Origin of the sequence: Pseudomonas sp. B329, assembly GCF_023127835.1 — a bacterium.
Lineage (GTDB): Bacteria > Pseudomonadota > Gammaproteobacteria > Pseudomonadales > Pseudomonadaceae > Aquipseudomonas > Aquipseudomonas synxantha_A.
Window position 1 is genome coordinate 240,279 of the sequence record NZ_SPKP01000003.1, and the last position, 24,750, is coordinate 265,028.

At 60.1% G+C, this 24,750-nt stretch carries 26 protein-coding genes; 14 read left to right on the forward strand and 12 right to left on the reverse strand.

The window, feature by feature from the left end:
* Positions 1-122: 122 nt before the first annotated feature.
* On the reverse strand, positions 123-656 hold the full coding sequence (locus E4P00_RS01715) for a chalcone isomerase family protein (RefSeq protein WP_078820627.1): 534 nt from the start codon (positions 654-656) through the stop codon (positions 123-125).
* A gap of 213 nt (positions 657-869) precedes the next feature.
* Between E4P00_RS01715 and sthA the strand changes: the two genes are divergently transcribed.
* Complete coding sequence (sthA, locus tag E4P00_RS01720) at positions 870-2,264, forward strand: Si-specific NAD(P)(+) transhydrogenase (RefSeq protein ID WP_248130551.1); 1,395 nt, start codon at positions 870-872, stop codon at positions 2,262-2,264.
* Positions 2,265-2,306: 42 nt separating this feature from the next.
* Here sthA and E4P00_RS01725 read toward each other — a convergent pair whose 3' ends face one another.
* Together E4P00_RS01725 and E4P00_RS01730 are read right to left on the reverse strand one after the other, a co-directional pair.
* Positions 2,307-3,029 carry a glycerophosphodiester phosphodiesterase family protein gene (locus tag E4P00_RS01725; RefSeq protein WP_003172585.1) on the reverse strand — a complete coding sequence of 241 codons (723 nt, stop codon included), beginning with the start codon at positions 3,027-3,029 and terminating at the stop codon, positions 2,307-2,309.
* A gap of 44 nt (positions 3,030-3,073) precedes the next feature.
* On the reverse strand, positions 3,074-3,652 hold the full coding sequence (locus E4P00_RS01730) for a PilZ domain-containing protein (RefSeq protein WP_078820629.1): 579 nt from the start codon (positions 3,650-3,652) through the stop codon (positions 3,074-3,076).
* A gap of 94 nt (positions 3,653-3,746) precedes the next feature.
* On the opposite strand from E4P00_RS01730, the gene E4P00_RS01735 reads away from it, so the two are divergent.
* The 3 genes from E4P00_RS01735 to E4P00_RS01745 are packed head-to-tail and all read left to right on the forward strand — an operon-like array spanning position 3,747 to position 6,993.
* Positions 3,747-4,997, forward strand: coding sequence for a lipoprotein-releasing ABC transporter permease subunit (locus E4P00_RS01735; RefSeq protein ID WP_248130552.1), 1,251 nt, complete (start codon positions 3,747-3,749; stop codon positions 4,995-4,997).
* Between the two features lie 7 nt (positions 4,998-5,004).
* Positions 5,005-5,688 (forward strand): lipoprotein-releasing ABC transporter ATP-binding protein LolD, encoded by a 684-nt coding sequence (gene lolD, locus E4P00_RS01740; RefSeq protein WP_019818240.1) that lies wholly within the window; start codon positions 5,005-5,007, stop codon positions 5,686-5,688.
* A 60-nt stretch (positions 5,689-5,748) separates the two neighbouring features.
* On the forward strand, positions 5,749-6,993 hold the full coding sequence (locus E4P00_RS01745; protein WP_248130553.1) for a lipoprotein-releasing ABC transporter permease subunit: 1,245 nt from the start codon (positions 5,749-5,751) through the stop codon (positions 6,991-6,993).
* 117 nt (positions 6,994-7,110) lie between these two features.
* On the opposite strand, the gene E4P00_RS01750 is transcribed toward E4P00_RS01745, so the two are convergent.
* A complete protein-coding gene (locus E4P00_RS01750; RefSeq protein WP_248130554.1) occupies positions 7,111-8,457 on the reverse strand; it encodes a heavy metal sensor histidine kinase in 1,347 nt (448 codons plus the stop codon).
* Positions 8,454-9,134, reverse strand: a complete 681-nt coding sequence (locus E4P00_RS01755; protein ID WP_078820633.1) for a heavy metal response regulator transcription factor — start codon at positions 9,132-9,134, stop codon at positions 8,454-8,456. Before E4P00_RS01755 ends, E4P00_RS01750 begins: the two co-directional genes overlap by 4 nt.
* Positions 9,135-9,292: 158 nt before the next feature.
* Here E4P00_RS01755 and E4P00_RS01760 point away from each other — a divergent pair, with 158 nt between their 5' ends.
* A complete protein-coding gene (locus E4P00_RS01760) occupies positions 9,293-9,814 on the forward strand; it encodes a cupredoxin family protein (RefSeq protein ID WP_248130555.1) in 522 nt (173 codons plus the stop codon).
* Between the two features lie 66 nt (positions 9,815-9,880).
* Positions 9,881-10,711 carry an NADPH-dependent 7-cyano-7-deazaguanine reductase QueF gene (gene queF / locus E4P00_RS01765; RefSeq protein WP_032877206.1) on the forward strand — a complete coding sequence of 277 codons (831 nt, stop codon included), beginning with the start codon at positions 9,881-9,883 and terminating at the stop codon, positions 10,709-10,711.
* Between the two features lie 138 nt (positions 10,712-10,849).
* Here queF and E4P00_RS01770 read toward each other — a convergent pair whose 3' ends face one another.
* Together E4P00_RS01770 and E4P00_RS01775 are read right to left on the reverse strand one after the other, a co-directional pair.
* Positions 10,850-11,116 carry a DUF4404 family protein gene (locus tag E4P00_RS01770; protein ID WP_078820636.1) on the reverse strand — a complete coding sequence of 89 codons (267 nt, stop codon included), beginning with the start codon at positions 11,114-11,116 and terminating at the stop codon, positions 10,850-10,852.
* 111 nt (positions 11,117-11,227) lie between these two features.
* Positions 11,228-11,836 (reverse strand): phosphatase, encoded by a 609-nt coding sequence (locus E4P00_RS01775; RefSeq protein ID WP_078820637.1) that lies wholly within the window; start codon positions 11,834-11,836, stop codon positions 11,228-11,230.
* A 196-nt stretch (positions 11,837-12,032) separates the two neighbouring features.
* Between E4P00_RS01775 and E4P00_RS01780 the strand changes: the two genes are divergently transcribed.
* The 3 genes from E4P00_RS01780 to rssC all read left to right on the forward strand — a co-directional run bounded on the left by E4P00_RS01780 (position 12,033) and on the right by rssC (position 14,719).
* The gene (locus tag E4P00_RS01780) at positions 12,033-12,722 is read left to right on the forward strand and encodes a VacJ family lipoprotein (RefSeq protein ID WP_005786208.1); all 690 of its coding nucleotides are present in this window, start codon (positions 12,033-12,035) and stop codon (positions 12,720-12,722) included.
* A 333-nt stretch (positions 12,723-13,055) separates the two neighbouring features.
* Positions 13,056-14,237, forward strand: coding sequence for a two-component system response regulator RssB (gene rssB, locus E4P00_RS01785; protein WP_005786210.1), 1,182 nt, complete (start codon positions 13,056-13,058; stop codon positions 14,235-14,237).
* The gene (rssC, locus tag E4P00_RS01790) at positions 14,237-14,719 is read left to right on the forward strand and encodes an anti-sigma factor antagonist RssC (protein ID WP_010212025.1); all 483 of its coding nucleotides are present in this window, start codon (positions 14,237-14,239) and stop codon (positions 14,717-14,719) included. The genes rssB and rssC overlap by 1 nt, the downstream gene beginning before the upstream one ends.
* A 200-nt stretch (positions 14,720-14,919) precedes the next feature.
* Here rssC and tal read toward each other — a convergent pair whose 3' ends face one another.
* The 3 genes from tal to E4P00_RS01805 form a co-directional block, all read right to left on the reverse strand.
* Positions 14,920-15,846 (reverse strand): transaldolase, encoded by a 927-nt coding sequence (gene tal, locus E4P00_RS01795; protein WP_003189693.1) that lies wholly within the window; start codon positions 15,844-15,846, stop codon positions 14,920-14,922.
* Positions 15,847-16,249: 403 nt separating this feature from the next.
* Positions 16,250-17,245 carry a tRNA dihydrouridine(20/20a) synthase DusA gene (gene dusA / locus E4P00_RS01800; protein WP_248130556.1) on the reverse strand — a complete coding sequence of 332 codons (996 nt, stop codon included), beginning with the start codon at positions 17,243-17,245 and terminating at the stop codon, positions 16,250-16,252.
* Between the two features lie 224 nt (positions 17,246-17,469).
* Complete coding sequence (locus E4P00_RS01805) at positions 17,470-17,907, reverse strand: acetyltransferase (RefSeq protein ID WP_216090916.1); 438 nt, start codon at positions 17,905-17,907, stop codon at positions 17,470-17,472.
* A gap of 440 nt (positions 17,908-18,347) precedes the next feature.
* On the opposite strand from E4P00_RS01805, the gene E4P00_RS01810 reads away from it, so the two are divergent.
* Positions 18,348-18,638: a DUF6124 family protein gene (locus E4P00_RS01810; protein WP_248130557.1), complete on the forward strand. Its 291-nt coding sequence runs from the start codon at positions 18,348-18,350 to the stop codon at positions 18,636-18,638.
* 148 nt (positions 18,639-18,786) lie between these two features.
* Positions 18,787-19,005 carry a hypothetical protein gene (locus E4P00_RS01815; RefSeq protein WP_080889019.1) on the forward strand — a complete coding sequence of 73 codons (219 nt, stop codon included), beginning with the start codon at positions 18,787-18,789 and terminating at the stop codon, positions 19,003-19,005.
* 97 nt (positions 19,006-19,102) lie between these two features.
* Here the strand turns inward: E4P00_RS01815 and E4P00_RS01820 are convergent, their stop codons facing one another.
* Complete coding sequence (locus E4P00_RS01820; RefSeq protein WP_248130558.1) at positions 19,103-20,290, reverse strand: MFS transporter; 1,188 nt, start codon at positions 20,288-20,290, stop codon at positions 19,103-19,105.
* Between the two features lie 482 nt (positions 20,291-20,772).
* On the opposite strand from E4P00_RS01820, the gene mqo reads away from it, so the two are divergent.
* Complete coding sequence (gene mqo, locus E4P00_RS01825; protein ID WP_248130559.1) at positions 20,773-22,419, forward strand: malate dehydrogenase (quinone); 1,647 nt, start codon at positions 20,773-20,775, stop codon at positions 22,417-22,419.
* Positions 22,420-22,483: 64 nt separating this feature from the next.
* Here the strand turns inward: mqo and E4P00_RS01830 are convergent, their stop codons facing one another.
* Complete coding sequence (locus E4P00_RS01830) at positions 22,484-23,155, reverse strand: NAD(P)-binding domain-containing protein (protein ID WP_248130560.1); 672 nt, start codon at positions 23,153-23,155, stop codon at positions 22,484-22,486.
* Positions 23,156-23,254: 99 nt separating this feature from the next.
* Here E4P00_RS01830 and E4P00_RS01835 point away from each other — a divergent pair, with 99 nt between their 5' ends.
* Complete coding sequence (locus E4P00_RS01835) at positions 23,255-24,151, forward strand: LysR family transcriptional regulator (protein WP_248130561.1); 897 nt, start codon at positions 23,255-23,257, stop codon at positions 24,149-24,151.
* Positions 24,152-24,321: 170 nt separating this feature from the next.
* Complete coding sequence (locus tag E4P00_RS01840; protein ID WP_248130562.1) at positions 24,322-24,651, forward strand: hypothetical protein; 330 nt, start codon at positions 24,322-24,324, stop codon at positions 24,649-24,651.
* The last annotated feature ends 99 nt before the right edge of the window (positions 24,652-24,750 follow it).

Below are 24,750 nucleotides of genomic sequence, written 5' to 3' on the forward strand. Positions count from 1 at the left end.
CGTTGCCTGGAGGGCCTCATCGGGGGCAAGCCCCCTCCCACATTGGGTCGTATTCCTTCAGGGTGGCCTCGGTCAACTGTGGGAGGGGGCTTGCCCCCGATGGCGGTGCTACAGCCGACACATCAATTCAGCAACTTGTCGCGCAACTCATCAGACAGCCCTTTGGGCGCCAGCCAGATGCCCAGGTAGGCCCGCGCCAGTTCCTCATCACGACTGCTGAACACCACCTGCTCATTGATCTCCAGCTTCAACCCACGGCCCGGACGAAAATCCAGGGCATAACGATCACCGCTGCGGACGTTGCGAAAGCTGGCGTGCAACTGATCCAACTGCGGCTTTAATCGAGCATTGGCTTGCTGGCGTTCCAGGGTTACCGTGGCCGCCTTGATCACATCATCGCGGTCAATGTCGCGAAAGTAATACAACGCCAGGCGCACAGCCTTCTGTTGCTCCCAGGCTTGCTTTGCAGCGAGGTCAGCCGGTGCATACAGCGCCGCCGCATACACATCCGCCCAAAGATAGTTGAACACCGCCTGGTTTTTCAGGGCCAGCCCCTCGACCTGTGCGGGGAAGCTTGCCTGCTTGAGCCGCTTCGCATCGTTGGCGTGCGTCGTGAGCGACACTATCAGCATTAAACAAAAAAATAGTTGTCGCATAAGGCTCACCCTCAATTCGGCGCTGATTTGCGTCCTGTAGTATGGCAACACTGGCCTACGACGCGACCAAGGGTTAATGTTCGCGGCGCTCGGCCTTCTATAGACTGTGCCCCGGTTCACACACTTGAGCCAAATTGTCCTTCATGACCGCTGGCCGCGGCATGATTTAGCCCGGCGTCCAACCGTACGCCTGGCCTGTTCTGAGGAGTACGCATGGCTGTCTACAACTACGACGTGGTGGTACTGGGTTCCGGCCCGGCTGGAGAAGGTGCGGCGATGAACGCTGCCAAAGCAGGGCGCAAGGTGGCGATGGTCGATAGCCGTCGTCAGGTCGGCGGTAACTGCACCCACCTGGGTACCATCCCGTCCAAGGCGTTGCGTCACTCCGTGCGCCAGATCATGCAGTTCAACACCAACGCGATGTTCCGGGCCATTGGCGAGCCGCGCTGGTTCTCGTTCCCGGACGTGTTGAAAAGCGCCGAAAAAGTCATCTCCAAGCAAGTCGCTTCGCGTACCGGCTACTACGCCCGTAACCGCGTCGACCTGTTCTTCGGCACCGGCAGCTTCGCCGACGAGCAAACCGTCGAAGTGGTCTGCGCCAATGGCGTGGTCGAGAAGCTGGTGGCCAAGCACATCATCATCGCCACCGGTTCGCGCCCGTATCGCCCGGCGGACATCGATTTCCACCACCCGCGTATCTACGATAGCGACACCATCCTCAGCCTGGGCCACACCCCGCGCAAACTGATCATCTATGGCGCCGGCGTGATCGGCTGCGAATACGCCTCGATCTTCAGCGGCCTGGGTGTATTGGTGGAACTGGTGGACAACCGTGACCAGTTGCTCAGCTTCCTCGACTCGGAAATCTCCCAGGCGTTGAGCTACCACTTCAGCAACAACAACATCACCGTGCGCCACAACGAAGAGTACGAGCGGGTCGAAGGCCTGGACAACGGGGTGATCCTGCACCTCAAGTCCGGTAAGAAGATCAAGGCCGACGCCTTGCTGTGGTGCAACGGCCGTACCGGCAACACCGACAAGCTGGGCATGGAAAACATCGGGGTCAAGGTCAACAGCCGTGGCCAGATCGAAGTGGATGAGAACTACCGCACCTGCGTGCCGAACATCTACGGCGCCGGTGACGTGATCGGCTGGCCGAGCCTGGCCAGTGCTGCCCATGACCAGGGCCGCTCGGCCGCTGGCAGCATTGTCGACAATGGCAGCTGGCGCTACGTGAATGATGTGCCGACCGGGATCTACACGATTCCCGAGATCAGCTCCATCGGCAAGAACGAGCACGAACTGACCAAGGCCAAGGTGCCTTACGAAGTCGGCAAGGCGTTCTTCAAGAGCATGGCGCGTGCGCAGATCGCCGGTGAGCCGCAAGGCATGCTGAAGATTCTGTTCCACCGTGAAACCCTGGAGGTCCTCGGCGTGCATTGCTTCGGCTACCAGGCGTCGGAGATCGTGCACATCGGCCAGGCGATCATGAGCCAGCCGGGTGATCTCAACACCCTCAAGTATTTCGTCAACACCACCTTCAACTACCCGACCATGGCCGAAGCCTATCGGGTAGCCGCCTACGACGGCCTCAACCGGCTTTTTTGAGCGGCTCCGGCCGGTGGCCTGAGCCGGCCGGGGAGACCGATTTCAGTAATTCCCGAGAGTGGCAGTGGCCAAACCGGGAAAGTCTGTAATCAGGCTATCTACGCCGAAGTCGGCGAGCCTGCGCATCAGCGCAGGTTCGTTGACCGTCCACACGGATACATGCAAACCCTGGCGCTGGGCTTTCTCCAGGCGCTCAGGGGTGCATAACGTCCAGTTCAATGCCAGGTACTCACAGCCGTAGTTCTGCGCGACTTTCAACGGGTCGAGCCAGGCGTATTCGGCCACCAGGCCGCGTGACAGGTCCGGGGTGAGTTCTACCGCGGCTTTCAACACCTCCCGAGAGCTTGAGGTCACCGTGACCTTGTCCATCAGGCCAAAGCGTACGGCCATCTCACGGATTGCCAGCACGGTGGTTGCAGCGCGAGTGCGTGAAGCGCTTTTGACTTCCAGTTGCCAGTGATCGAAGTCGCACTTTTCGAACAGCTCCTCCAGGCGTGGGATCGGGCACGGGCTGACCCAACCCGGGCCGCCTTTGCGCGCGTCCATCTTCACCAGATCAGCCGCCGAGTACTCGACGACCTTGCCGCGCCGGTCGGCGGTGCGCTTGAGGGTCGGGTCATGGATGACCATCAGCTCGCCGTCCATGGACAGGTGCAGGTCCAGTTCGCAACGACGTACGCCGTGCTTGAGGCATTCCTGAAAACTGGTCAGGGTATTTTCCGGTGCTTCGCCTTTGGCACCGCGATGGCCGTAGATCAGGGTCACAGTTGCTCCTTTGCGCCAGGATCGCTGGCGGAATGAATAGGTATTCAGAGGTCGTCGCTTTGCTCTCGCGCCAGACGGCGTTCCTGCGCCTGCTTTTGCAGGATGTAGCGCGCCAGCAGTTGGCGTTGGGCATCGGTCATGGATTCGAATTCCGTGCCCACATCAAAGCCCTCGCCCTGGGGATCGCAATGGGTTACCCGTGCGCGCAGTAACAGGCCGAGCGCTTGGGGCATCAGCACCAGCTTGACTGCCAGATGGGTATCGGGGGCCAGCGGGGTAGGGTGCCGGAAGTCGATGCCGCCTTCGGAAAGAATCACCGGTTGCGGCGCGCCCACTTCAGCCAGCAGGCCGCGGGCCATGACTTGGCTGAGCAGATCCAGGCGCTTGTTTTGCACTTTGAGGAAGGCCGCCAGGCTGCGATCTTTCTCGCTGATCTGACGCAGCAGGTGCTGGGCTTCGAATTCGCTCAGGTGCAGTTCGCTGAGCAGATTGAACAGCGGCGAATCATCCAGCAACACTTCCTTGCTCGCCGCGTCGGGGCCAGACAATGTGCTGATTTGAAGTGCGATCATGTCGTCGATACGGTAGTATTCGCGGCGCTCTTCTTCATCTAATGTCGACATGGCGAACCCCAGGTAACGGTAATGGTCTGAGTGTAAAGCTGCTTACCAGACCCCGCCACCGGGACGTCTTCTTTTCCTCCGAACAAGCCCCGACATGTTCAGACCTCTCTTCGTTTTTATCGGCACGCGTTATACCCGTGCAAAGCGTCGCAATCATTTTGTGTCGTTCATTTCCTTGACCTCGATGATCGGTCTCGCCCTGGGCGTGGTTGTGATGATCGTGGTGCTGTCGGTGATGAACGGCTTCGATCATGAGATGCGTACCCGCGTGCTGGGCATGGTGCCCCACGCGACCATTGAGGGCGATGCGCCCATCAACGACTGGCAAAGCCTGGCCGCCAAGGTCAAGCAGAACCCCAAGGTGGTGGCGGTCGCGCCGTTTACCCAGATGCAGGGGTTGCTGACCAACGACGGCAAGGTGCAGAAGATCCTGCTCAATGGCATCGACCCGGCCCAGGAGCGCAACGTCTCGATCATCGACAAGTTCATGCTGCAAGGTAAGCTCGACGAGCTGGCGCCCGGCAGCTTCGGCATCGTTATTGGTGACAAGGCCGCAGCCAAGCTGGGCGTGGGGGTTGGCGACAAGCTGACCTTCGTTGCGCCGGAAGTCACCGTGACCCCGGCCGGCATGTTCCCGCGCATGAAGCGCTTTACCGTGGTGGGCACCTTCCACGTCGGCGCCGGCGAGATCGACGGTTACATCGGCCTGACCAACCTCACCGACCTGGCCCGCCTGCATCGCTGGCAGCCCGACCAGGTGCAGGGCCTGCGCCTGAAATTCAACGACTTGTTCGATGCGCCGCGCGGCGCTTGGGAAATTGCCCAGCACCTGGGTGAGACCGAGTACTACGCTCGCGACTGGACCCGCACCCACGGCAACCTGTACCAGGCCATCCGTATGGAAAAAGCCATGATCGGCCTGCTGTTGCTGCTGATCGTCGCCGTGGCTGCGTTCAACATCATCTCCACGCTGGTGATGGTGGTGAATGACAAGAAGGGCGACATCGCCATCCTGCGTACCCTGGGCGCCACGCCGGGGCAGATCATGGCGATCTTCATGGTGCAGGGCACCGTGATCGGCGTGGTCGGCACCTTGATCGGCACGGCGGTGGGCATTCTGGCGGCGCTGAACGTCAGCGCCGCCATCGCCCTGCTTGAAAAAGTGATCGGCCACAAGTTTCTCAACGCCGACGTCTACTTCATCGACTACTTGCCGTCCCAGGTGCAAACCCAGGACGTGCTGATGGTGGGCGGCGCCGCGTTGGTCCTGAGCTTCCTTGCCACCCTGTATCCAGCCTGGCGCGCGGCACGTACCCAGCCAGCACAGGCATTACGTTATGAGTGAATCGGGCATGAGTGAAAAAGCAATCCTGAGCTGCCGCAACCTGGGCAAATCCTACGAGGAAGGCCCGGAGTCTGTGGTGGTGCTGTCCAACTTGCAGCTTGAACTGCACCCGGGCGAGCGCGTGGCGATCGTCGGCAGTTCCGGTTCCGGCAAAAGTACCTTGCTCAACCTGCTGGGCGGTCTCGATACGCCGTCGCAGGGCAGCGTATGGCTGGCCGGCGAAGAACTGTCGGCGTTGAATGAAAAGGCCCGTGGCCAACTGCGTAACCGCTCGCTGGGCTTTGTGTACCAGTTTCACCACCTGCTGCCGGAATTCACCGCCCTGGAAAACGTGTGCATGCCGCTGTTGATCGGCAAGACCGCGATCCCGGAGGCGCGCCAACGTGCCACCGCCTTGCTGGAACGCGTCGGCCTCGGCCATCGCCTGGAGCACAAGCCGGCCGAACTCTCCGGCGGTGAGCGCCAGCGTGTGGCGATTGCCCGCGCCCTGGTGAACAACCCGGGCCTGGTGATGCTCGACGAGCCCACCGGCAACCTCGACTCCCACACCGCCCAGGGCATCAAGGACTTGATGCTGGAACTGAGCACCCAGATGCGCACCGCGTTCCTGGTGGTGACCCATGACATGAGCATGGCCCGGCAGATGGACCGCGTGTTGCACCTGCAGGAAGGTCACCTGGTCGCCATCTGACCTGTTTCAAGCCTGGCGCCTGGCGTCGGGCTTTTTCATTTTTTCAGGCGGTGTACGCGAATGTTCAGACCGTTATCCATTTTCATCGGCACGCGCTATACCCGCGCCAAGCGCCGTAACCGTTTTGTCTCGTTTATCTCGATGACCTCGATGATCGGCCTCGCCCTGGGCGTATTGGCCATGATCGTGGTGCTGTCTGTGATGAACGGCTTCCAGCGCGAAATGAGCTCGCGCATCCTCGGCATGGTGCCCCACGCCACCATCGTCGGCGTAAAGCCGATTGATGACTGGCAACCGGTGGCCGCTGCGGCGATGAAGAATCCGCAAGTCACCGCCGCTGTGCCCTTCACCCAGATGGATGGCATGTTTTCCTATAAGGGCGCGATGCAGCCGATCGAGATCAGCGGCGTCGACCCGGCCCAGGAAGGCAAGGTGTCGATCGTGGCCCAGCACATTGTGCGCGGCAAACTCGACGACCTCAAACCCGGCGAGTTCGGTGTGGTGGTCGGTGATATCACTGCGCGGCGTTTTCGCTTGAACGTGGGCGACAAACTGACCCTGATCGTGCCGGAACTCAGCAGCGCGCCGGGCGGCATCACCCCACGCATGCAGCGCCTGAATGTGGTGGGCATCTTCAAGGTCGGCGCCGAGCTGGATGGCTCCATGGCCCTGATCCACATGGCCGACGCGGCAGAAATCCAGCATTGGCAGCCCAACCAGGTGCAAAGCGTGCGCCTGGCGGTGAAGGACCTGTATGCAGCGCCCAACGTCTCGGCGGATATCGCTGCCAGCCTGGGCGCGGCTTACAAGCCGGATGACTGGACCCACACCCAGGGCAGCCTGTTCAGCGCGATGAAAATGGAAAAGACCATGATCGGTCTGTTGTTGCTGATGATTGTCGCCGTGGCTGCGTTCAACATCATCGCCACCTTGATCATGGTGGTGAACGACAAGGGCGCGGACATCGCCATCCTGCGTACCATCGGCGCCACGCCTCGGCAGATCATGGCGATCTTCATGGTGCAGGGCACCGTGATTGGCGTGGTCGGCACCTTGATTGGTGGCGTGCTGGGGGTGATTGCGGCGCTGAACGTGAGTGAACTGGTGGGCTGGCTGGAGCGGGTGAGCGGGCAGCATATCTTTAGTTCGGATGTGTATTTTGTCAGCAACCTGCCTTCGGAGCTGCAAGGTGGGGATGTGTTGCTGATTTGCTCGGCGGGGTTTGTGTTGAGCTTTTTGGCGACGATTTACCCGGCGTACCGGGCGGCGAAGATTGAGCCGGCGCATGCCTTGAGATATTCGTAAGGTCTTAGACCGCTATCGGGGGCAAGCCCCCTCCCACACTGGACCGCATTTATACAGGAACAATGAGGTCAAAATGTGGGAGGGGGCTTGCCCCCGATAGGGCCGGCCCAGCTTGCATCAATCTCCCTTGGGCAACTCAATCACAAACCTGGTCCAGCCCGCCTGCGACTCACAATAAATCCTCCCCCCATGCGCCCGCACAATCGACTGGGTAATCGCCAACCCCAGCCCCGCATGTTCACTGCTGCCTGGCCGTCTTGACGGGTCGGCTCGGTAGAACCGGTCAAACAGCCGCGGCAATAATGGCGCAGGAATGCCTTCCCCGCTGTTCTCAACCGTCAGTGTCACGCCACTCTCGAGCCGCACCCGCACTTCACCGCCTGGTGGAGTAAACCGCAGCGCGTTATCCAGCAAGTTCGACAAGGCCCGGCGCAACATACCGCGATCGCCCATCGTATGGGCGCTGCCCTCGCGCACCAGCCTCACCTGCGCGTCCTCCGCCAGCAGGGTAAAAAACTCCAACAGTGCGTCGACCTCATCGCCCAGATCCAGGGCCTCTCGGTTGGGCATCAGCAGGCCGTGGTCGGCTTTGGCCAGGTACAGCATGTCGTTGACCAGCTGCGCCATCCATTGCAACTCTTCCAGGTTACTGTGCAGCGCCTCGCGGTAGTCCTCCAGCGGGCGCGGCTGGGTGAGGATGACCTGGGTCTGGGTCAGCAGGTTGGAGAGCGGCGTGCGCAGCTCGTGGGCGATATCGGCGGAGAACGCCGACAGGCGCTGGAAGGCATCGTCCAGGCGCCCCAGCATGGCGTTGAAGGCTTGGGCCAGTTCCGCCAGTTCCACCGGCATTTGCGCCTGGGGCAGACGTTGCGTCAGGGAGTGGGCGGATACGCTGGCGGCCACCTCGCCCATGCGCCGCAACGGTCGCAACCCGCTGCGCGCCGCCCAGGCGCCGAGCAGGGCGGTCGCCAGCGCCGAGAGGCCGACGGTCAGCCAGATCAAGCGTTGCATGCGTTGCAGGAAGTGCTGGTGATGGGTGATGTCGAGGATCAGGCTCAGTTGCGGCGAACCGGGTTGCCCGGGCGTCAACGGCGCGTTGTACACACGGTAGTCGGTGCCGGCGTTTTGCAGGCTGTGCAGGCCCGGGGCGGCGGGCACGCTGAGGTGTGGCGCGCCGTCTACCCAGCGCTGGTCGGCGGCGGTGATGCGCAAGGTAAAGTCAGGCTGGTGGTCGAGTTCGGCGCGCAGTTGCGGGCCTCGCAGAGCAAAGGCTTCCCGTGAGTCGACACCCTGCAAGGCACTGCGCAGGGCCACCAGCTTGCTGTCGAGCAGTTGCTGGTCCAGTTCGATGAAGTGCGCTTCGCTGGCGCGGTTGAACAATACGCCGGCGATCAACGAGACCACGGCGGTGCAGGCGGCAAACAGCAGTGCCAGGCGGCTGGTCAGGGACAGGCGCTTGATCACGTGAAGCGCTCCTCCAGCACATAACCCATGCCGCGCACGGTGTGGATCAGCTTGTTGGGGAAGTTGTCGTCGACTTTCAGGCGCAGGCGGCGGATCGCCACTTCGATGATGTTGGTGTCGCTGTCGAAATTCATGTCCCACACCTGGGATGCAATCAGCGTCTTGGGCAACACTTCGCCCTGGCGACGCAGCAGCATTTCCAGCAGGGCAAATTCCTTGGCGGTGAGGTCGATGCGCTGGCCGTCGCGCTCGACGCGGCGACGGATCAGGTCCAGGCGCAGGTCGGCCAGTTGCAGGGTGGTTTCCTGCGGTGTGCTGCTGCCACGGCGTAACAAAGTGCGCACCCGGGCCAGCAGTTCGGAAAAGGCGAAGGGCTTGACCAGATAGTCGTCGGCGCCCAGTTCCAGGCCATGTACGCGGTCTTCCACGGCATCGCGAGCGGTGAGGAACAGCACCGGCATGTCCAGGCCGGCACTGCGCACCGCCTGCAGGATCTGCCAGCCGTCGCGGCCCGGAAGCATCACATCGAGGATCAACAAGTCATAATCCCCGCTCAGCGCCAGGTGCTGGCCGGTCGTGCCGTCGGCCACCAGTTCGGTGGTAAAGCCCGCCTCGGCCAAGCCTTGACGCAGATAGCGGCCGGTTTTGGGTTGGTCTTCGACGATCAGCAGTTTCATGTTGGGCTCTTGGCAAGGGGTAAGCGCGGGCCTTTATACCGTGGGCGCAAGGGTATGGGCGCAAGCTGACAAAGTTGTAATCTAGCAGTCAGCTGGCTGGCAGCGAGGCTATCTTAAAGTGCGGCCCAAGCTGGTCACCTATTTTTGGAGCGTGAGAAATGGCGTTGCGTACATCCCTGTTAACGGCGGGCTGCTTATTGGCGCTGAGCTTCAATGCGCTGGCGGATGCGGCTCATGGTTACGCGTTCGGCCAGCCGGCTCCGGCAGCCAAGGCCACGCGTACCGTGAAAGTCAACCTGCAGGACATTGCCTTCGAGCCCAAGAGCCTGGACGTAAAAGCCGGTGAAACCGTGCGGTTTGTACTGGTCAACAAAGGCCGCTTGCTCCACGAATTCAACCTGGGCGACGCGGCGATGCATGCCGCTCACCAGAAAGAGATGCTGCAGATGCAAGCCAGCGGCATGCTCACCGCCACCGGCATGGGCAAGATGGACCACAGCGCCATGGGCCACGGCGATATGGGCGGCATGAAGCATGACGATCCCAACAGTGTGTTGGTGGAGCCGGGCAAGACGGCCGAACTGACGTGGACCTTCACCAAGACCACTGGCCTGGAGTTCGCTTGCAACCTTCCCGGCCATTATCAGGCGGGCATGGTCGGCAAACTGACCGTTGAGTGAGGCGTTTGTTAAGGCAGGGGGCAAAGGCTGGTAGACTGGCGCGGTTTATTTAGCCAGGTTTCCGCCATGCATCCCGCAGCCGAACATTCGCCGCTGGGCAAGTCCAGTGAATACATCTCTACCTATACGCCTTCGTTGCTGTTCCCGATTCCGCGTGCCGCCAAATGGGCCGAACTGGGCCTGAGCGCCGACACCCTGCCGTACAAGGGCGTAGATTTCTGGAACTGCTTCGAACTGTCCTGGTTGCTGCCATCGGGCAAGCCGGTGGTGGCCATCGGTGAGTTCAGCATTCCTGCGGACTCGCCGAACATCATTGAATCCAAGTCGTTCAAGCTGTACCTCAACTCGCTGAACCAGACCGCGTTTGCCGATACGCAAAGCCTTGAAGCCACCTTGCGCACCGACCTCAGCGCTGCTGCCGGCAAGCCGGTGACCGTGCGCATCCGCAGCCTGGCCGACATCGAGGCAGAGGGTGTGATGGCGTTGCCGGGTGCGTGCATTGACGGCCTGGATATCAATGTCAGCAGCTACGAGCACCCGCGCCCGGAGCTGCTGCGCTGTGATGACTCGCGTGTTGTTGAGGAGAGTGTGCACAGCCACCTGCTCAAATCCAACTGCCCGGTGACCAGCCAGCCCGATTGGGGCAGTGTGGTGGTGGAGTACCGTGGCGCGGCGCTGGATCACGCCAGCCTGCTGGAATATATCGTCAGCTTTCGCCAGCACTCGGACTTCCATGAGCAGTGCGTGGAACGCATCTTTCTCGACCTGCAGCGCTTGCTCAAGCCGGAGAAGTTGACGGTGTATGCGCGCTATGTGCGTCGAGGAGGGTTGGATATCAACCCGTACCGCAGCACTGAGAACACCCAATTCCTGAACGTGCGCCTGGCGCGCCAGTAAGCCTGCACACAAAACTAAATGTGGGAGGGGGCTTGCTCCCGATAGCGGCGTGTCAGTCACAGCATCTGTGTCTGAACTTCTGCTATCGGGAGCAAGCCCCCTCCCACATTTTGGTTTTTTGCCGGGCCTGTGTTCGGGTTAGATGCCGATATTGCCCAGGGTGATCATGATATTGCGCAATGTCCCGGAAATGACCGGGTGCTCAGCGTCGAACTCTATGGCCGCTTGATTCACATCGTCGGAGATGCTTGGCGTCTGAGTGGCCGGCTCCAATTCAAGTTGCACTTCGAACTTGGCAATCAACTCTTCCAGTGCTTGACGTTTCTCGACAGGCAAATCCGGATGGTTCTCCAGTTGCTCGCGCACAATATCGGCCTGCTGTTGTAACTTCTCGCGATCAGGCATGACGTTCTTTCCTTCTATCGATAGTCACTGGCATAGACCGCGGCGCGCCGGGAAAGGTCTACGGGCTGGCCTGTAGATTAATCCACTGCGGCCAACCGTGCATGATCTTGATCAGGGCTTCTCGCCTTTGAGCCGGCGCAGGCTGATGTCCGCCAGGCAACTGCCCAACTCGCCCAGGTGGTCGATCACCGAGTGCACGCCCAGGCCATAGAGCGCTACCGTCGCCTTGCCGCGCTTGTATTCGCGTTGCTGCGCGGTCAGTGCCTGCCATTGCTCGGGTGACAGGCCGCAGAGCGAGCCACAGGACGCCAGGCCGATAGTCCACAACCCGGCATTCAAGCCCGATTGCAGCAGGCGCGGCTCGCCGCTGACCAGTACGCAGCCTTCCAGGCGTTCGATGTTCAACTCCATCAAGGCTTGCCAGCAGGCGTGGGGCGCGGGCCAGCGGATGGAGGAGGGCGAGGCGGCCTTGATCCAGCCCGGCAGGCTGGCGGACAGGGGCGTGGTCACGCAGGGGGGCAGTTCATCCAGCCAGGCGCAGGGCACGCCTTGTTCCTTCAGGCTGCGCAGGCTTTTCAAGGCGCCGGGTGTAGCCACGCAGCCGGGGCAGGGCGAGTCGGTACGCGCCAGGGAACCGAAATCCACCAGGCAGCCACTCAGGCCAAATAGCACGGCGGTCAACGAGGGGGCTGTGGCGATGGCAATCTCGGCGTGTGGCATCTGAACGTCCCTGAAATAGCAGCAACACTATCGGGGTGGCATGACAAGGCCATGACACTGACAGTGTTTGTAGGAATTTTGTGCATTTTTCGTGAGACAGGATCCTGGTAGCTGCCTAAACACACACTTCCGTCATATACTGACAGCCTTATTCAGGGCATAGCGCCCATGACAGACCATTCAAGGAGCAAAAGCTATGCGCTGGAGCCACTACTTCGCTCAGCTATCGGTGTGTGCCACCATCCTGTTGGCACCGTTCGCCGCTCAAGCCGCGTCGGAAGATGATCCATGGGAAAGCGTCAACCGCCCGATCTTCACCTTTAACGACACCGTTGATACCTACGCCCTCAAGCCGATCGCCCAGGGCTATCAGTTCGTCACCCCGCAGTTTGTGCAGGACGGCGTTCACAACTTCTTCCGTAACATCGGCGATGTCGGCAACCTGGCCAACAACGTGCTGCAACTCAAGCCGCACAATGCAGGCGTCGACACCGCTCGCCTGTTGGTCAACACCACCTTTGGCGTGCTGGGCTTTATCGATGTCGGCACCAAAATGGGGCTGCAGCGCAGCGACGAAGACTTCGGCCAGACCCTCGGCTACTGGGGCGTCGGCAGCGGCCCCTACGTGATGATCCCATTGCTGGGCCCAAGCACCTTGCGTGATGCGCCGTCCAAGTACGTCGACAGCTACACCCAGCCGTACCGCTACATGAACGACATCGGCTGGCGTAACAGTACCTTCGGCCTCAACGTCGTTGACGTGCGCGCCAGCCTGCTCGACAGCGAGAAGCTGATCAGCGGCGACAAGTACACCTTTATCCGTAACGCCTACCTGCAGAACCGTGAGTTCAAGGTCAAGGATGGCAAGGTTGTCGACGACTTTTAAGCCGTGACATCTTGAAATGAAATAAGGCGACCTCTTGATGGTCGCCTTTTTTTATGCGTGCTCCAACCTTACTTTGTGTTGTGGTCCAAGCGGTTCTTATAACTCACGGTGATTTGCAGGGTAAAGACGCCCGGCGACCATCGCCATGAGCTTGAAACCCCTCACGGATGGGAGTACCGTCTGCGCCTTAGAAGGGCACCTCTGCTTTACCGTTGTGCATGGGCGAAATCCCAATGCTTTGTAGGACAGAGAGGCTAGAAAGCGAATCCAGTACGTGAGCCCGGCCATTGCCGAGCCGCCTACGCCAACCTAATTCTGGCGCCGTTTGCCCACATGCAAAAAACCAGTGCCACGCTGCTGATAATCGATGACGACGAAGTAGTGCGCGCGAGCCTCGCGGCCTACTTGGAAGACAGTGGCTTCAGCGTCCTGCAGGCCAGTAATGGCCAACAGGGTCTCCAGGTATTCGAGCGCGACAAGCCCGACCTTGTGATCTGCGACCTGCGCATGCCCCAGATGGGCGGCCTGGAGCTGATTCGCCAGGTGACCGAGCTTGCCCCGCAAACGCCGGTGATTGTCGTGTCCGGTGCCGGTGTCATGAACGACGCTGTCGAAGCCCTGCGCCTGGGCGCTGCCGATTACCTGATCAAGCCCCTGGAAGACCTGGCCGTGCTGGAGCACTCGGTGCGCCGCGCCCTGGACCGTGCCCGCCTGCTCCTGGAAAACCAGCGCTACCGCGAAAAGCTCGAGACCGCCAACCGCGAGCTCGAAGCCAGCCTGAATCTGCTCCAGGAAGACCAGAACGCCGGTCGCCAGGTGCAGATGAACATGCTGCCGGTGAGCCCCTGGAGCATCGACGAGTTCAAGTTTGCCCACCAGATCATCCCGTCGTTGTACCTGTCGGGTGATTTTGTCGATTATTTCCGTGTGGATGAGCGACGCGTGGCGTTCTACCTGGCCGACGTTTCCGGCCACGGCGCTTCTTCTGCCTTTGTGACCGTGTTGTTGAAGTTCATGACCACACGGCTGTTGTTCGAGTCCAAGCGCAATGGCACCTTGCCGGAGTTCACCCCTTCCGAGGTGCTGGGCCACATCAACCGGGGCCTGATCAGCTGCAAGCTGGGCAAGCACGTGACGATGGTCGGCGGCGTGATCGACGAAGAAACCGGTCTTTTGACCTACAGCATTGGCGGACACCTGCCGATGCCTGTTTTGTACACTCCTGACAGTGTGCGCTACCTGGAAGGGCGTGGCCTGCCGGTGGGCTTGTTCAACGAAGCCACCTACGAAGACCACATCCTGGAACTGCCGCCGACCTTCAGCCTGACGCTGATGTCCGATGGCATCCTGGACCTTCTTCCAGAGCCTACACTCAAAGAGAAAGAAGCCGCCTTGCCCCAAAAGGTCAAGTCGGCGGGCGGCAGCCTGGATGGCCTGCGGCAGGTTTTTGGATTGGCCACGCTAGGGGAGATGCCGGATGATATCGCCCTATTGGTGTTGAGCAGGAATCTTTGATGAGTACCGGAAGAATCCAATTCGCCGAGCAAGACGGGACCTTCGTCCTGAAGTTTGTCGGTGAAGTGCGCCTGACCTTGTGTTCGGCCCTGGATGCGACGATTGAGCGGATCTTCACAGCGCTGAACTTCTCGGCGATCGTGATCGACCTGACCGAAACCCGCAGCATCGACAGCACCACCCTGGGACTGTTGGCCAAGCTGTCCATTCTGTCGCGGCAGAAGGTCGGCCTGTTGCCGACTGTGGTCACCACCCACGAAGACATCACCCGTCTATTGCAGTCGATGGGCTTTGACCAGGTGTTCAACATCGTTGACCGCCCAATTCCCTGCCCGGAATGCCTCACCGACCTGCCGTCGCAAGACCAGTCCGAAGAAATCGTGCGGGTCAAGGTGCTGGAAGCGCACAAGATCCTCATGGGCCTCAACGAGTCCAACCGCGAAGCCTTCCACGACCTGGTCAACGCCCTAGAGCGCCACTGACGGCTTCCCTGTCGAAACACATACCCATGTGGGAGGGGGCTTGCTCCCGATAGCGGTGGATCAGTCAACAAATCCAGTGACTGACACTCCGCTATCGGGAGCAAGCCCCCTCCCACAATTGACCTGCGATCGACTTGAAACTGGTACACAAAAAAGGGCGGCACCCTCACAGGTGCCGCCCTTTTTGCTGCTATCTGCCCTTACAGCTTGGCCGACAACAACGCCTCCAGCTTCTCCTGATCCCGAGCAAACTGGCGAATACCCTCTGCCAGCTTCTCAGTCGCCATCGCATCCTCGTTGGACTCCCAGCGGAACTGCGCTTCAGTCATATGCACCCGCGCCTCACCGGCATGGCCTGGCGCCAACTTGCGCTCCAGCTTGCCCTCATCCGCCGCCAGCTTCTCCAGCAGGTCCGGGCTGATGGTCAGGCGGTCACACCCGGCCAGCTCTTCAATCTGGCTCAGGTTACGGAAGCTCGCACCCATCACCACAGTCTTGTAGCCATTGGCCTTGTAGTAGTTGTAGATGCGCGTCACCGACTGCACGCCCGGGTCATCGGAGCCGGTGTAGTCGTTACCGTTGGCTTTCTTGTACCAGTCGTAGATACGGCCCACGAACGGCGAAATCAGGAACACACCTGCTTCAGCACAGGCAACGGCCTGGGCGAAGGAGAACAACAGCGTCAGGTTGGTCTGGATGCCTTCTTTTTCCAGCTTCTCCGCGGCGCGGATGCCTTCCCAGGTGGAGGCGATCTTGATCAGCACGCGATCGCGACTAACCCCGGCTTTGTCGTACAGGTCGATCAGACGGTGCGCACGCTTGAGAATGGCTGCCTCGTCGAACGACAGGCGCGCATCCACCTCAGTGGAAATACGGCCCGGCACTACTTTGAGAATTTCTTGACCCACCGCCACCGCAAAGCGGTCACTGGCCAGGCCCACATCGCCGTTGCAGTCCTGTACACACTCATCCAGCAGCTTGGCATAGCCTGGAATCGACGCAGCCTTGAGCAGCAGGGAAGGGTTGGTGGTAGCGTCTTGCGGCTTGAGCTTGGCGAGGGTGGAAAAATCGCCGGTATCGGCTACGACGGTGGTGAATTGCTTGAGTTGTTCCAGCTTGGAAGTCATGGGCGTGCTCTGTCCTGTGGGTCTGATGACATTACCCGAGCGCTGGCAGGCGCTCAAGGGCGCAAATGCGTTAGGTCGTTTGCGAGGGCAATAACCTGGAAACGGCCGTTTGAATTACCGGCAGTGGTGCACAATAGGAGGGCAAAATCGCTGGCAGGTTCAACCCAACTGCCCGATGACCACCCCAATCAAACTGTGAGAGCCGGCTTGCCTGCATGACGCCAGCCCAGCCACTGACATTCACCTGACCCCCATCAGTCAAACTGTGGGAGCTGGCTTGCCTGCGATAACGCCAGTCCAGCCACTGACATTCACCTGACACACATCGCTCAAAACTGTGGGAGCGGGCTTGCTCGCGAAAGCGGTCTGTCAGCCCCAAATACCCCCACTGACACCCAACCCGTCACCGCCCCTCCAACAATTCCCCCGCCTGATCCAGCAACGCCAACGGATCCACCGCCTTATGAATATCCACCGACAACAATTGGCGAAACTTACGCGCCCCCGGGAAACCGGTTCCCAGCCCCAGAACGTGGCGCGTGATGTGATGCATCGAGCCACCTGTTGCCAAGTGCTCGGCTATATACGGGCGCAACTGTGCCAGCGCCTCGGCGCGGGTGATGACAGGCGCAGTGCTGCCAAACAGCTGTTGATCCACCTCGGCCAGCAAATACGGATTGTGATAAGCCTCCCGCCCCAACATCACCCCATCAAACGTCTGCAAATGCTCCTGGCACTGCTCCAACGTCTTGATGCCGCCATTGAGATTAATCTCCAACTCCGGAAAATCCCGCTTCAACTGCGCCGCCACGTCATAACGCAACGGCGGAATGTCCCGGTTCTCCTTGGGCGACAACCCCTCCAGAATCGCAATCCGCGCATGCACGGTAAAACTGGTGCAACCTGCATCCTTTACCGTCCCGACGAAATCACACAGCTCGGCATAACTGTCCCGGCCATTGATGCCGATACGGTGCTTCACCGTCACCGGGATCGATACCGCATCGCGCATCGCCTTCACACAATCCGCTACCAGGGCAGGGTGCGCCATGAGGATCGCGCCGATCATGTTGTTCTGCACGCGGTCGCTGGGGCAGCCGACGTTCAGGTTCACTTCGTCGTAACCGGCGGCTTCGGCCATACGGGCGCAGGCGGCCAGATCAGCCGGAACACTGCCGCCCAATTGCAGCGCCAGCGGGTGCTCGGCTTCGTTGTGGCGCAGGAAGCGCTCGTGATCGCCGTGGAGGATAGCGCCGGTGGTGACCATCTCGGTGTAGAGCAGGGCGTGTTTGGAGAGCAGGCGTAGGAAGAACCGGCAGTGGCGGTCGGTCCAGTCCATCATGGGGGCGACGGAGAAGCGGCGGGAGAGGGCTTGCGGTGGAGCTATGGCTGAAGGCATTGGAGTCTTGGATGGAGAATGCGAAGGGTGGGCAGTTTATCAGGAATGGGTCCGAGGGGGCTGGGTGTTGATTGGGTGGCGCGAGCCCCAAATATTAAATAAATCTGTCCCCTTTTCCCCCCTTTTCCCCGAACGCACGGCCTCTTTTCAGTCCTGGGGGCCTGGTTTCACTACTTGTGAATCGGCCCTACACGAATGTGTAGGGCCGATTCTTTATCGTGCTCTTAGCGGGATAAGTTCATGTGCAGTAACGGAAACGGCCTGCCTTCACCATCCAAAGGAGAGCGGCCTGTTTGAACGAACCCGTAATGGAGATAGAAGCCTACCGCCTGGGGGTTTTGCTCGTTTACGTCAACGCTCATTGTAGAGCGCGAACTGCGGACGTGATCTAGTAGTGCACGGCCCATACCTTGGCCGCGAAGATCAGGATCAATAAAGAGCATTTCTACGTGGCTTTGATTGAGTCCAATAAAGCCAAGCGGGTGGTCTTTGACGTCTACCGCAACCCATACGTCAACAACGGGTAGATAGATGTCGCGGAGCTGCGGAAGCAGCGCTTCTATGTCGGACTCTTGAAGAAAGTGGTGAGTGGCGCGAACGGATCGCAGCCAAATGTCGAGCAGTTGCGGATAGTCGGCAGCACTTGCCTGGCGAATGATCATGAAATCAACCTTATACACTCGATATCGAAATATAGGCTCGCCGGTAAATAGCGGCCGTGTAAGTGTCGGTATCTGTATGACCGCTTCGCGAGTTAACGCCTGGGCGGTGCACGGCAGAGGTAGCCGAAAAGGAGGGGAGCTGAAAAATACTTTGTGTTTTTCGAGGCGTCAAGAAAACGGGCACTTGAGCGACTTCAAAATGTGCGCACTCAATACCGGTACACAGGAGGGGCTTCTACAGGATGAAAGGTGCAACGTATGAAGCGACAGAGTGATCTATGGGGATAGGTCAGGATTTACAGGAAATATCCTACGCTTTTTCGGCTTGCTCCTTGGACCATCCATAGCTAATCTCGTCGAGCCGCTGAATACCCAGTGGCCGGAGGTGGAAGTCCGTATTGCTAAGGCGTTTTTAACTCCCGAATATTGGAGCTTCGCCCATGCACCACAACACTCGCAGTCCTTCACTTGATCAAAGTAAATCGTCCATCGAATGTCCAAGTAACAGCCTATTCCTCGTAAACCCAACCATCGACCCTGAAACCCTCCTGGCCAACGCCGCCGAAAACCTCGCAGCCGCCAACGAAATGGCCGCCACCCTGGCGTTCGACCTCAACGACTCCCAGCGCGCCATCACCCTGGGCATTCAGCAGCTAATCGAGTTGAGCTCGCTGCTGGTTGACCGAGCCCAGGAGCAAGTTGCGCCTGTAACCGCCCCAGTCAAAGCCTGACAGCCAACCCTGCCGCCTTACCTCAAGGCGGCAACCTGAACTCATGCTGTCCCCCAGCAAAGTTTCATAATTCCCTGCGCCTTTGAGGCCTACGATTGCCTGCAAGAGAGGACCCCAGCGCCTCCAGCCCACAGGGAGTTGAAAAATCATGATCTCGAATCTCGTCAAAGTCGTGATGATCACCGGCACGTTGATGTTGAGTGCTTGTTCATCTTCACCAGCTGTGAATAGTGACCCGTGCTTTTCTGGTGGATGCCAGGCGTTTGGGGACCACAGCCCCGGCAAAGCCGCCAAGATGAATTTTGGCGGCAGTGGGCTGGGGAGTAGTTATGGGGAGTATGGTTCGGGGCTGTTGCATGATGATTGAAGGAGGGGGTCAGTCAGTGGTGTGTTGACTGGCCCATTGCTATCGGGGGCAAGCCCCCTCCCACATTGGATCTATGATCGGCGCAAAACTTGTGGCGTTAGTGGCCGCCTTTCATACGCCGAGCGATCAGGTAGAGGCCCAGGCCGACCAGGGCTGTTGCGGCGCCGATGTAGCCGGTGCTGGTCCAGCCTAGACCGGCAGTAATGGCCATGCCGCCAAACCACGGGCCGAGCGCATTAGCCAGGTTGAACGCGGCATGGTTGGACGCTGCCGCCAGGCTTGGCGCTTCGTGGGCAATGTCCATCAGGCGAATCTGCAACGGTGCTGCCAGCGCAACCATAGTGCCAACCAACCCCATGCTCAGCAGCACGCCCCATAGCGACGAGGCGGCGAAGGGGAAGAACAGCAGCACGGCCATCGACCACACCAATATCAAGCCTACGGCTCGAAACTGCATGCGATCAAACAGTTTGCCACCGGCAATGTTGCCGATGATGCCGCCGATGCCAAATGCGGCGAGGCCAAACGGAATCCACTGCGGCGAGACTTTGGTCACTTCCAGCATGGTTGGCGCCAGGTAGCTGAATACGCAGAACATCCCGGCAAAGCCAATCGCGCCGATGGACAGGGCCATCCACACCTGGGGTTTGGTGAAGGCGCGCAGTTCTTTGCGTGGGTCGCTGCGTTGTTCGTCGTGGCGGTGGGGCACGAATTGCCAGACCAGGGCGATGGTGAGCAGGGCGATCACGCTGACCAGTGCGAACGCCGAGCGCCAGCCCAGGTGTTGGCCGAGGAAGGTGGCGATGGGGTTGCCGAGCAGCATGGCCAGGGTCAGGCCCATCATCACGCGGGCTACGGCGCCGGCGCGTTTGTCGGTGGGCACCATGCTGGAGGCGACCACGGCGGCGATGCCGAAGTAGGCGCCGTGGGGCAGGCCGCTGATAAAGCGGAAGGCCACCAGCGAGCCGAAGGTGGGGGTGAAGGCGGTGGCGAAGTTGCCCAGGGCGTACAGGCCCATCAGTAACAGCAGCATGTGTTTGCGCAGCAGCTTGGCGCCGAGGATGGCCAGCAGTGGGGCGCCGACCATCACGCCCAGGGCGTAGGCGCTGATGGCGTGGCCGACTTGCGGTTCGCTCAGGCCCAGGTTCTGGGCGATGTCGGGCATCAGGCCCATGATGGCGAATTCGCCGGTGCCGATCGCGAAGGCGCCTACGGCCATGGCCGCTTCCATTTTCGCGGCGCTGCGCGCGGGAAGTACGTGCCCGGGTGTTTGCTGGGTAGTCATGGGTAACTCTGTGTGGAAGGTGTGCACGAAGGACAGCTGCCGATGCTACGCAGGCAACGGCGAAGGTGTCTAGAACCGCCATTTGCGTGAGAGTTCCAGGCCTGTGACCGCAGGTCGCGGCTGTCAGGCTTGACACCGGCGCATTAAAACCCGCGATTTAGGCCTGTCAATTGGCCAAACGGCGCATAAACGCTGTTTAGCGTGATATTCTGCGCGCCGTCTTGGTCTAGTCTTTCCCTGGTGCGTACACCCGTATACGTCCCAGCGGTTGGCTGTCGCCCAGGTAGCTGAAGCCAATAACGATAAGAAGTCAGCGCAGAAGGGACATAACAGTGAGGTCGATCCATCGGCCTTGTGTGCCCACCCTGCAGCCTTCATGTGAATGTGCAGACCCCGCGGTACGTTGCCTGACGTAGCGTGAACGAGGGTTACTCATGATCGGGGGCGGTAGGGCGGATGGCGTTTTATCATAGGTGCTACTGATGTTTAAAAAAGTAAACACTGCCCTGCTGGGGCTGGCTTTGTCGATGGGGATCACGTCCGTTCACGCGGAAGAGGCAAAGAAAGTCGATGTGCTGCTGATCGGCGGCGGCATCATGAGTGCGACCCTGGGTGTCTGGCTCAATGAGCTGGAACCGGACTGGTCGATGGAGATGGTCGAGCGCCTCGATGGCGTGGCCGAAGAAAGCTCCAACGGCTGGAACAACGCCGGTACCGGTCACTCGGCCCTGGCTGAGCTGAACTACACCCCGGAAGACAAGAACGGCAACGTTGAGATCCCGAAAGCGGTCGAGATCAACGAAGCGTTCCAGATCTCCCGTCAGTTCTGGTCCTGGCAGGTTCAGCAGGGCGTGTTGAAGAACCCGCGTTCGTTCATCAACTCCACACCGCACATGAGCTTCGTGTGGGGCGATGACAACATCAAGTTCCTGAAAAAGCGCTACGAAGCCCTGAAGGCCAGCCCGTTGTTCGCCGGCATGCAGTACTCCGAGGACCCGGCACAGATCGCCAAGTGGGTTCCGCTGATGATGGAAGGGCGTGACCCGAACCAGAAAATCGCGGCCACCTGGAGCCCGATCGGCACCGACGTTAACTTCGGCGAGATCACCCGCCAGTTCGTCGCTCACCTGCAAACCACGCCGAAGTTTGACTTGAAGCTGTCGAGCGAAGTGCAGGACATCACCCGCAACGACGACGGTTCGTGGCGCGTGAGCTATAAAAACCTCAAAGACGGCACCAAAACTGAAACCGACGCCAAGTTCGTGTTCATCGGCGCCGGCGGCGGTGCCTTGCACCTGCTGCAGAAGTCGGGCATTCCGGAAGCCAAGGAATACGCTGGCTTCCCGGTCGGTGGTTCGTTCCTGGTGACCGAGAACCCGACAATCGCCGAGCAGCACCTGGCCAAGGCCTACGGTAAAGCCTCGGTCGGTTCGCCACCGATGTCGGTTCCGCACCTGGATACCCGCGTGCTGGATGGCAAGCGCGTGATCCTGTTTGGCCCATTCGCAACCTTCTCGACCAAGTTCCTGAAAGAAGGCTCGTACCTGGACCTGCTGACCAGCACCACCACCCACAACATCTGGCCCATGACCAAAGTGGGTATTCGTGAATACCCACTGGTCGAGTACCTCGCCGGCCAACTGATGCTGTCCGATGACGACCGCTTCAAGGCGCTGCAAGAGTACTTCCCGAACGCCAAGCAATCCGACTGGCGCCTGTGGCAAGCCGGTCAGCGCGTGCAGATCATCAAGCGTGACGAAGAGCAGGGCGGCGTGCTGAAACTCGGTACCGAAGTGGTCAGCTCTGCCGACAACTCCATTGCCGGCCTGTTGGGTGCATCGCCAGGCGCGTCCACCGCGGCTCCGATCATGCTGACCGTGCTGCAAAAAGTCTTCAAGGACAAGGTAGCAAGCCCGGCCTGGCAGGAAAAACTGCACCAGATCGTGCCAAGCTACGGCACCAAGCTGAACGACAGCCCTGAGGCTGTTGCCAAGGAATGGGCCTACACCGCTGGTGTGCTGCAACTGACCCCACCGCCAGCGATCCCGCAACTGGCTGCTCCACAGGCTACCGAGGCTGCCAAGCCTGTGGCTGAGCCGAGCAAGCCGGCGTCTGACCTGGCGCTGTAAGCAACACCCACGAAAAAGCCCGCTGAACCGGTGACGGTCAGCGGGCTTTTTTGTGCGTGAACGATCAGGCGCGCGGCGGGTGTCGCTCCACCGGGGGCAGCTCAACCGTACGCTCGGCCGCTGCCAGCGCAGCCTTCAAGCCCGCTTGGTTCAGGGGTACGCAATACGCCGGTTTAGCCCGCTCGAATCGCCAGCTTTCATCCAGCCCTCCGGCATCCACGGCATCGAAGCCCAGTTCGTCGAGTAACGTAATCACTTGCGCCTTTGCCGCAGCGTCATCTGCTGCCACTGGCAATGCGCGGCGGTCAGGAGCGCCGCGCGGGCGGGCATCCTGCGTCAGGTCTGGGGCGAAGATCGCATTAAATACTTTTACCACGTGTGATTGCGGCAAATGGTCGGCCAGCAATCGGCTGGTGGTGGTTTCAAACCGGTCCAGTTGCGGGATATGCCCATCGCGATCGGGGTAGTAATTGTTGGCGTCCATCACCGTCTTGCCCTCCAGCCATTGGGCAGGGACGCTGCGGTAGTGCTCCAGCGGAATCGCCACGAGTACCACATCGCCAAACCTGGCGGCATCATCCGCACTGCCCACTTGCACGCCGAGTATGCCGCTCACCACGCTGCTCATGGTGTGTGGGCCGCGGGAGTTGCTCAACATCACCTTATGCCCGGCGGCAAGCGCCAGTTGCGCGACGGCACGCCCGATAAAACCTGCTCCAATCACGCCAATCTTCATGTGCTTGCTCCAGTGGAAGTAGGAAGTGGCTATGATGATTGGCAACCATAACGTGATAAATCATCATTTCTGTGTGGGTGTTGTTACTGGGAGTTGGGAATGATGGACCGCCTATCAAGCATGAACGCCTTCGTGATAGCCGCTGAATTGGGCTCCTATGCGAGGGCCGCCGGACGCTTGGGCATGTCGCCGCAGATGGTGGCCAAGCATGTCACCGCGTTGGAACAACGTTTGGGTGCGCGATTGCTCAACCGCACTACGCGTCGACAAAGCCTGACTGAACTGGGAGGGGAGTATTACGAACGCTGCAAGCATATCCTGACGGAGGCCGAGGCCGCCGACTCCCTGGCACAGGTCATGAACGACACGCCGCGCGGCAAGCTGAAGGTCACCGCCCCGGTGACCTTTGGCTCCTACAGCTTGATGCCGTTGATCACCGGGTTTTTACGTGACAACCCACAGGTAGAAGTCGATTTGCACCTGACGGATCGTTTCGTCGACTTGGTGGAGGAGGGCTACGACGCCGCGTTTCGCATTGGTCCGCTGGGCACGAGCGGCCTGACGGCGAGGCCCCTGGCACCTTATCGGTTGGTGGCCTGCGCTGCACCTGCTTACCTGGTGGCGCGAGGCACGCCGCAGAAGCCGGTAGATCTTGAACATCATGAGTGCCTGGGGTACGCCTTTTCATCGCGTCCGGCGGATCGAGAGTGGGTGTTCTTCCAGGGCACGGTTTCCTACAAGGTACGAGTGGCCAGTCGTTTGCTCATCAATGAAAGCCGGGCCTTGATGTCGGCGGCACTGGATGGTTTTGGCATTGTGCTCGGCCCGCAAGACTTTCTGCGAACGGCGTTGGCGAGTGGCGAGTTGGTGCGGGTGCTACCGGAGTTTGAGGCTCCAAGCCGGTCGATGCATTTGGTCTACACCGCAAACCGCCAGCGCACTGCCAAGTTGCGGTGCTTTGTCGAGGCTGTGCTGGGACGTTTTGGTCCGGTATGAAGGTTCATCACCGTGGCGGTCGCCGGGAGGCACGTTAAAGGTCTACAGGTTCAGCAATCCGACAGACATCTCCTGTTAAAAATAACCCAGGCCCAAGCAGGGCCCGGCTGCAACAAAGGAAGGATTTCTTTCTGATGCAGGTGTTGGGCGTTCGCGCCCGAGGGTTTTGTATGTTGCTACGTTATGCAGCATTGGCCGCCATGGTGGTCGCCGCTTCCGGGTGTGTGCAGGAGCGTGTTGTGCATGAGCGCAGGCCGGTACAACACGAGTACGTTGATATGGTGGCGCCGCAACCGCCGCCGGTGCAGGTGATCGAAGTGGAGCCTGCGGTGCGCGAAGGTTATATCTGGTCACGCGGTTATTGGCGTTGGGAAGGCGGGCGTTATGTGGCAGTGCATGGCCATTGGGAACCGGTGCGTCAGGGCTATCGTTATGTACACCCGCACTGGGTGCAGCGTAATGATGGCTACCACTGGCAGATCGGCGGCTGGGTCCGCTGACCCAACGCCATCTCCCATTGTAGGAGCGAGCTCGCTCGCGAAAAAACCACAGGCACCGCGTGCTCCCTGAGTGCTCGCGTAATCGTTGGCGTTTTTCGC

Coding starts and splice junctions, on each gene's coding strand:
- E4P00_RS01715 (WP_078820627.1), bottom strand. CDS start 656: ATGCGACAACTATTTTTTTGTTTAATGCTGATAGTGTCGCTCACGACG.
- sthA (WP_248130551.1), top strand. CDS start 870: ATGGCTGTCTACAACTACGACGTGGTGGTACTGGGTTCCGGCCCGGCT.
- E4P00_RS01730 (WP_078820629.1), bottom strand. CDS start 3,652: ATGTCGACATTAGATGAAGAAGAGCGCCGCGAATACTACCGTATCGAC.
- E4P00_RS01735 (WP_248130552.1), top strand. CDS start 3,747: ATGTTCAGACCTCTCTTCGTTTTTATCGGCACGCGTTATACCCGTGCA.
- lolD (WP_019818240.1), top strand. CDS start 5,005: ATGAGTGAAAAAGCAATCCTGAGCTGCCGCAACCTGGGCAAATCCTAC.
- E4P00_RS01745 (WP_248130553.1), top strand. CDS start 5,749: ATGTTCAGACCGTTATCCATTTTCATCGGCACGCGCTATACCCGCGCC.
- E4P00_RS01755 (WP_078820633.1), bottom strand. CDS start 9,134: ATGAAACTGCTGATCGTCGAAGACCAACCCAAAACCGGCCGCTATCTG.
- E4P00_RS01760 (WP_248130555.1), top strand. CDS start 9,293: ATGGCGTTGCGTACATCCCTGTTAACGGCGGGCTGCTTATTGGCGCTG.
- queF (WP_032877206.1), top strand. CDS start 9,881: ATGCATCCCGCAGCCGAACATTCGCCGCTGGGCAAGTCCAGTGAATAC.
- E4P00_RS01770 (WP_078820636.1), bottom strand. CDS start 11,116: ATGCCTGATCGCGAGAAGTTACAACAGCAGGCCGATATTGTGCGCGAG.
- E4P00_RS01775 (WP_078820637.1), bottom strand. CDS start 11,836: ATGCCACACGCCGAGATTGCCATCGCCACAGCCCCCTCGTTGACCGCC.
- E4P00_RS01780 (WP_005786208.1), top strand. CDS start 12,033: ATGCGCTGGAGCCACTACTTCGCTCAGCTATCGGTGTGTGCCACCATC.
- rssB (WP_005786210.1), top strand. CDS start 13,056: ATGCAAAAAACCAGTGCCACGCTGCTGATAATCGATGACGACGAAGTA.
- rssC (WP_010212025.1), top strand. CDS start 14,237: ATGAGTACCGGAAGAATCCAATTCGCCGAGCAAGACGGGACCTTCGTC.
- tal (WP_003189693.1), bottom strand. CDS start 15,846: ATGACTTCCAAGCTGGAACAACTCAAGCAATTCACCACCGTCGTAGCC.
- dusA (WP_248130556.1), bottom strand. CDS start 17,245: ATGCCTTCAGCCATAGCTCCACCGCAAGCCCTCTCCCGCCGCTTCTCC.
- E4P00_RS01805 (WP_216090916.1), bottom strand. CDS start 17,907: ATGATCATTCGCCAGGCAAGTGCTGCCGACTATCCGCAACTGCTCGAC.
- E4P00_RS01810 (WP_248130557.1), top strand. CDS start 18,348: ATGCACCACAACACTCGCAGTCCTTCACTTGATCAAAGTAAATCGTCC.
- E4P00_RS01815 (WP_080889019.1), top strand. CDS start 18,787: ATGATCTCGAATCTCGTCAAAGTCGTGATGATCACCGGCACGTTGATG.
- E4P00_RS01820 (WP_248130558.1), bottom strand. CDS start 20,290: ATGACTACCCAGCAAACACCCGGGCACGTACTTCCCGCGCGCAGCGCC.
- mqo (WP_248130559.1), top strand. CDS start 20,773: ATGTTTAAAAAAGTAAACACTGCCCTGCTGGGGCTGGCTTTGTCGATG.
- E4P00_RS01830 (WP_248130560.1), bottom strand. CDS start 23,155: ATGAAGATTGGCGTGATTGGAGCAGGTTTTATCGGGCGTGCCGTCGCG.
- E4P00_RS01835 (WP_248130561.1), top strand. CDS start 23,255: ATGATGGACCGCCTATCAAGCATGAACGCCTTCGTGATAGCCGCTGAA.
- E4P00_RS01840 (WP_248130562.1), top strand. CDS start 24,322: ATGTTGCTACGTTATGCAGCATTGGCCGCCATGGTGGTCGCCGCTTCC.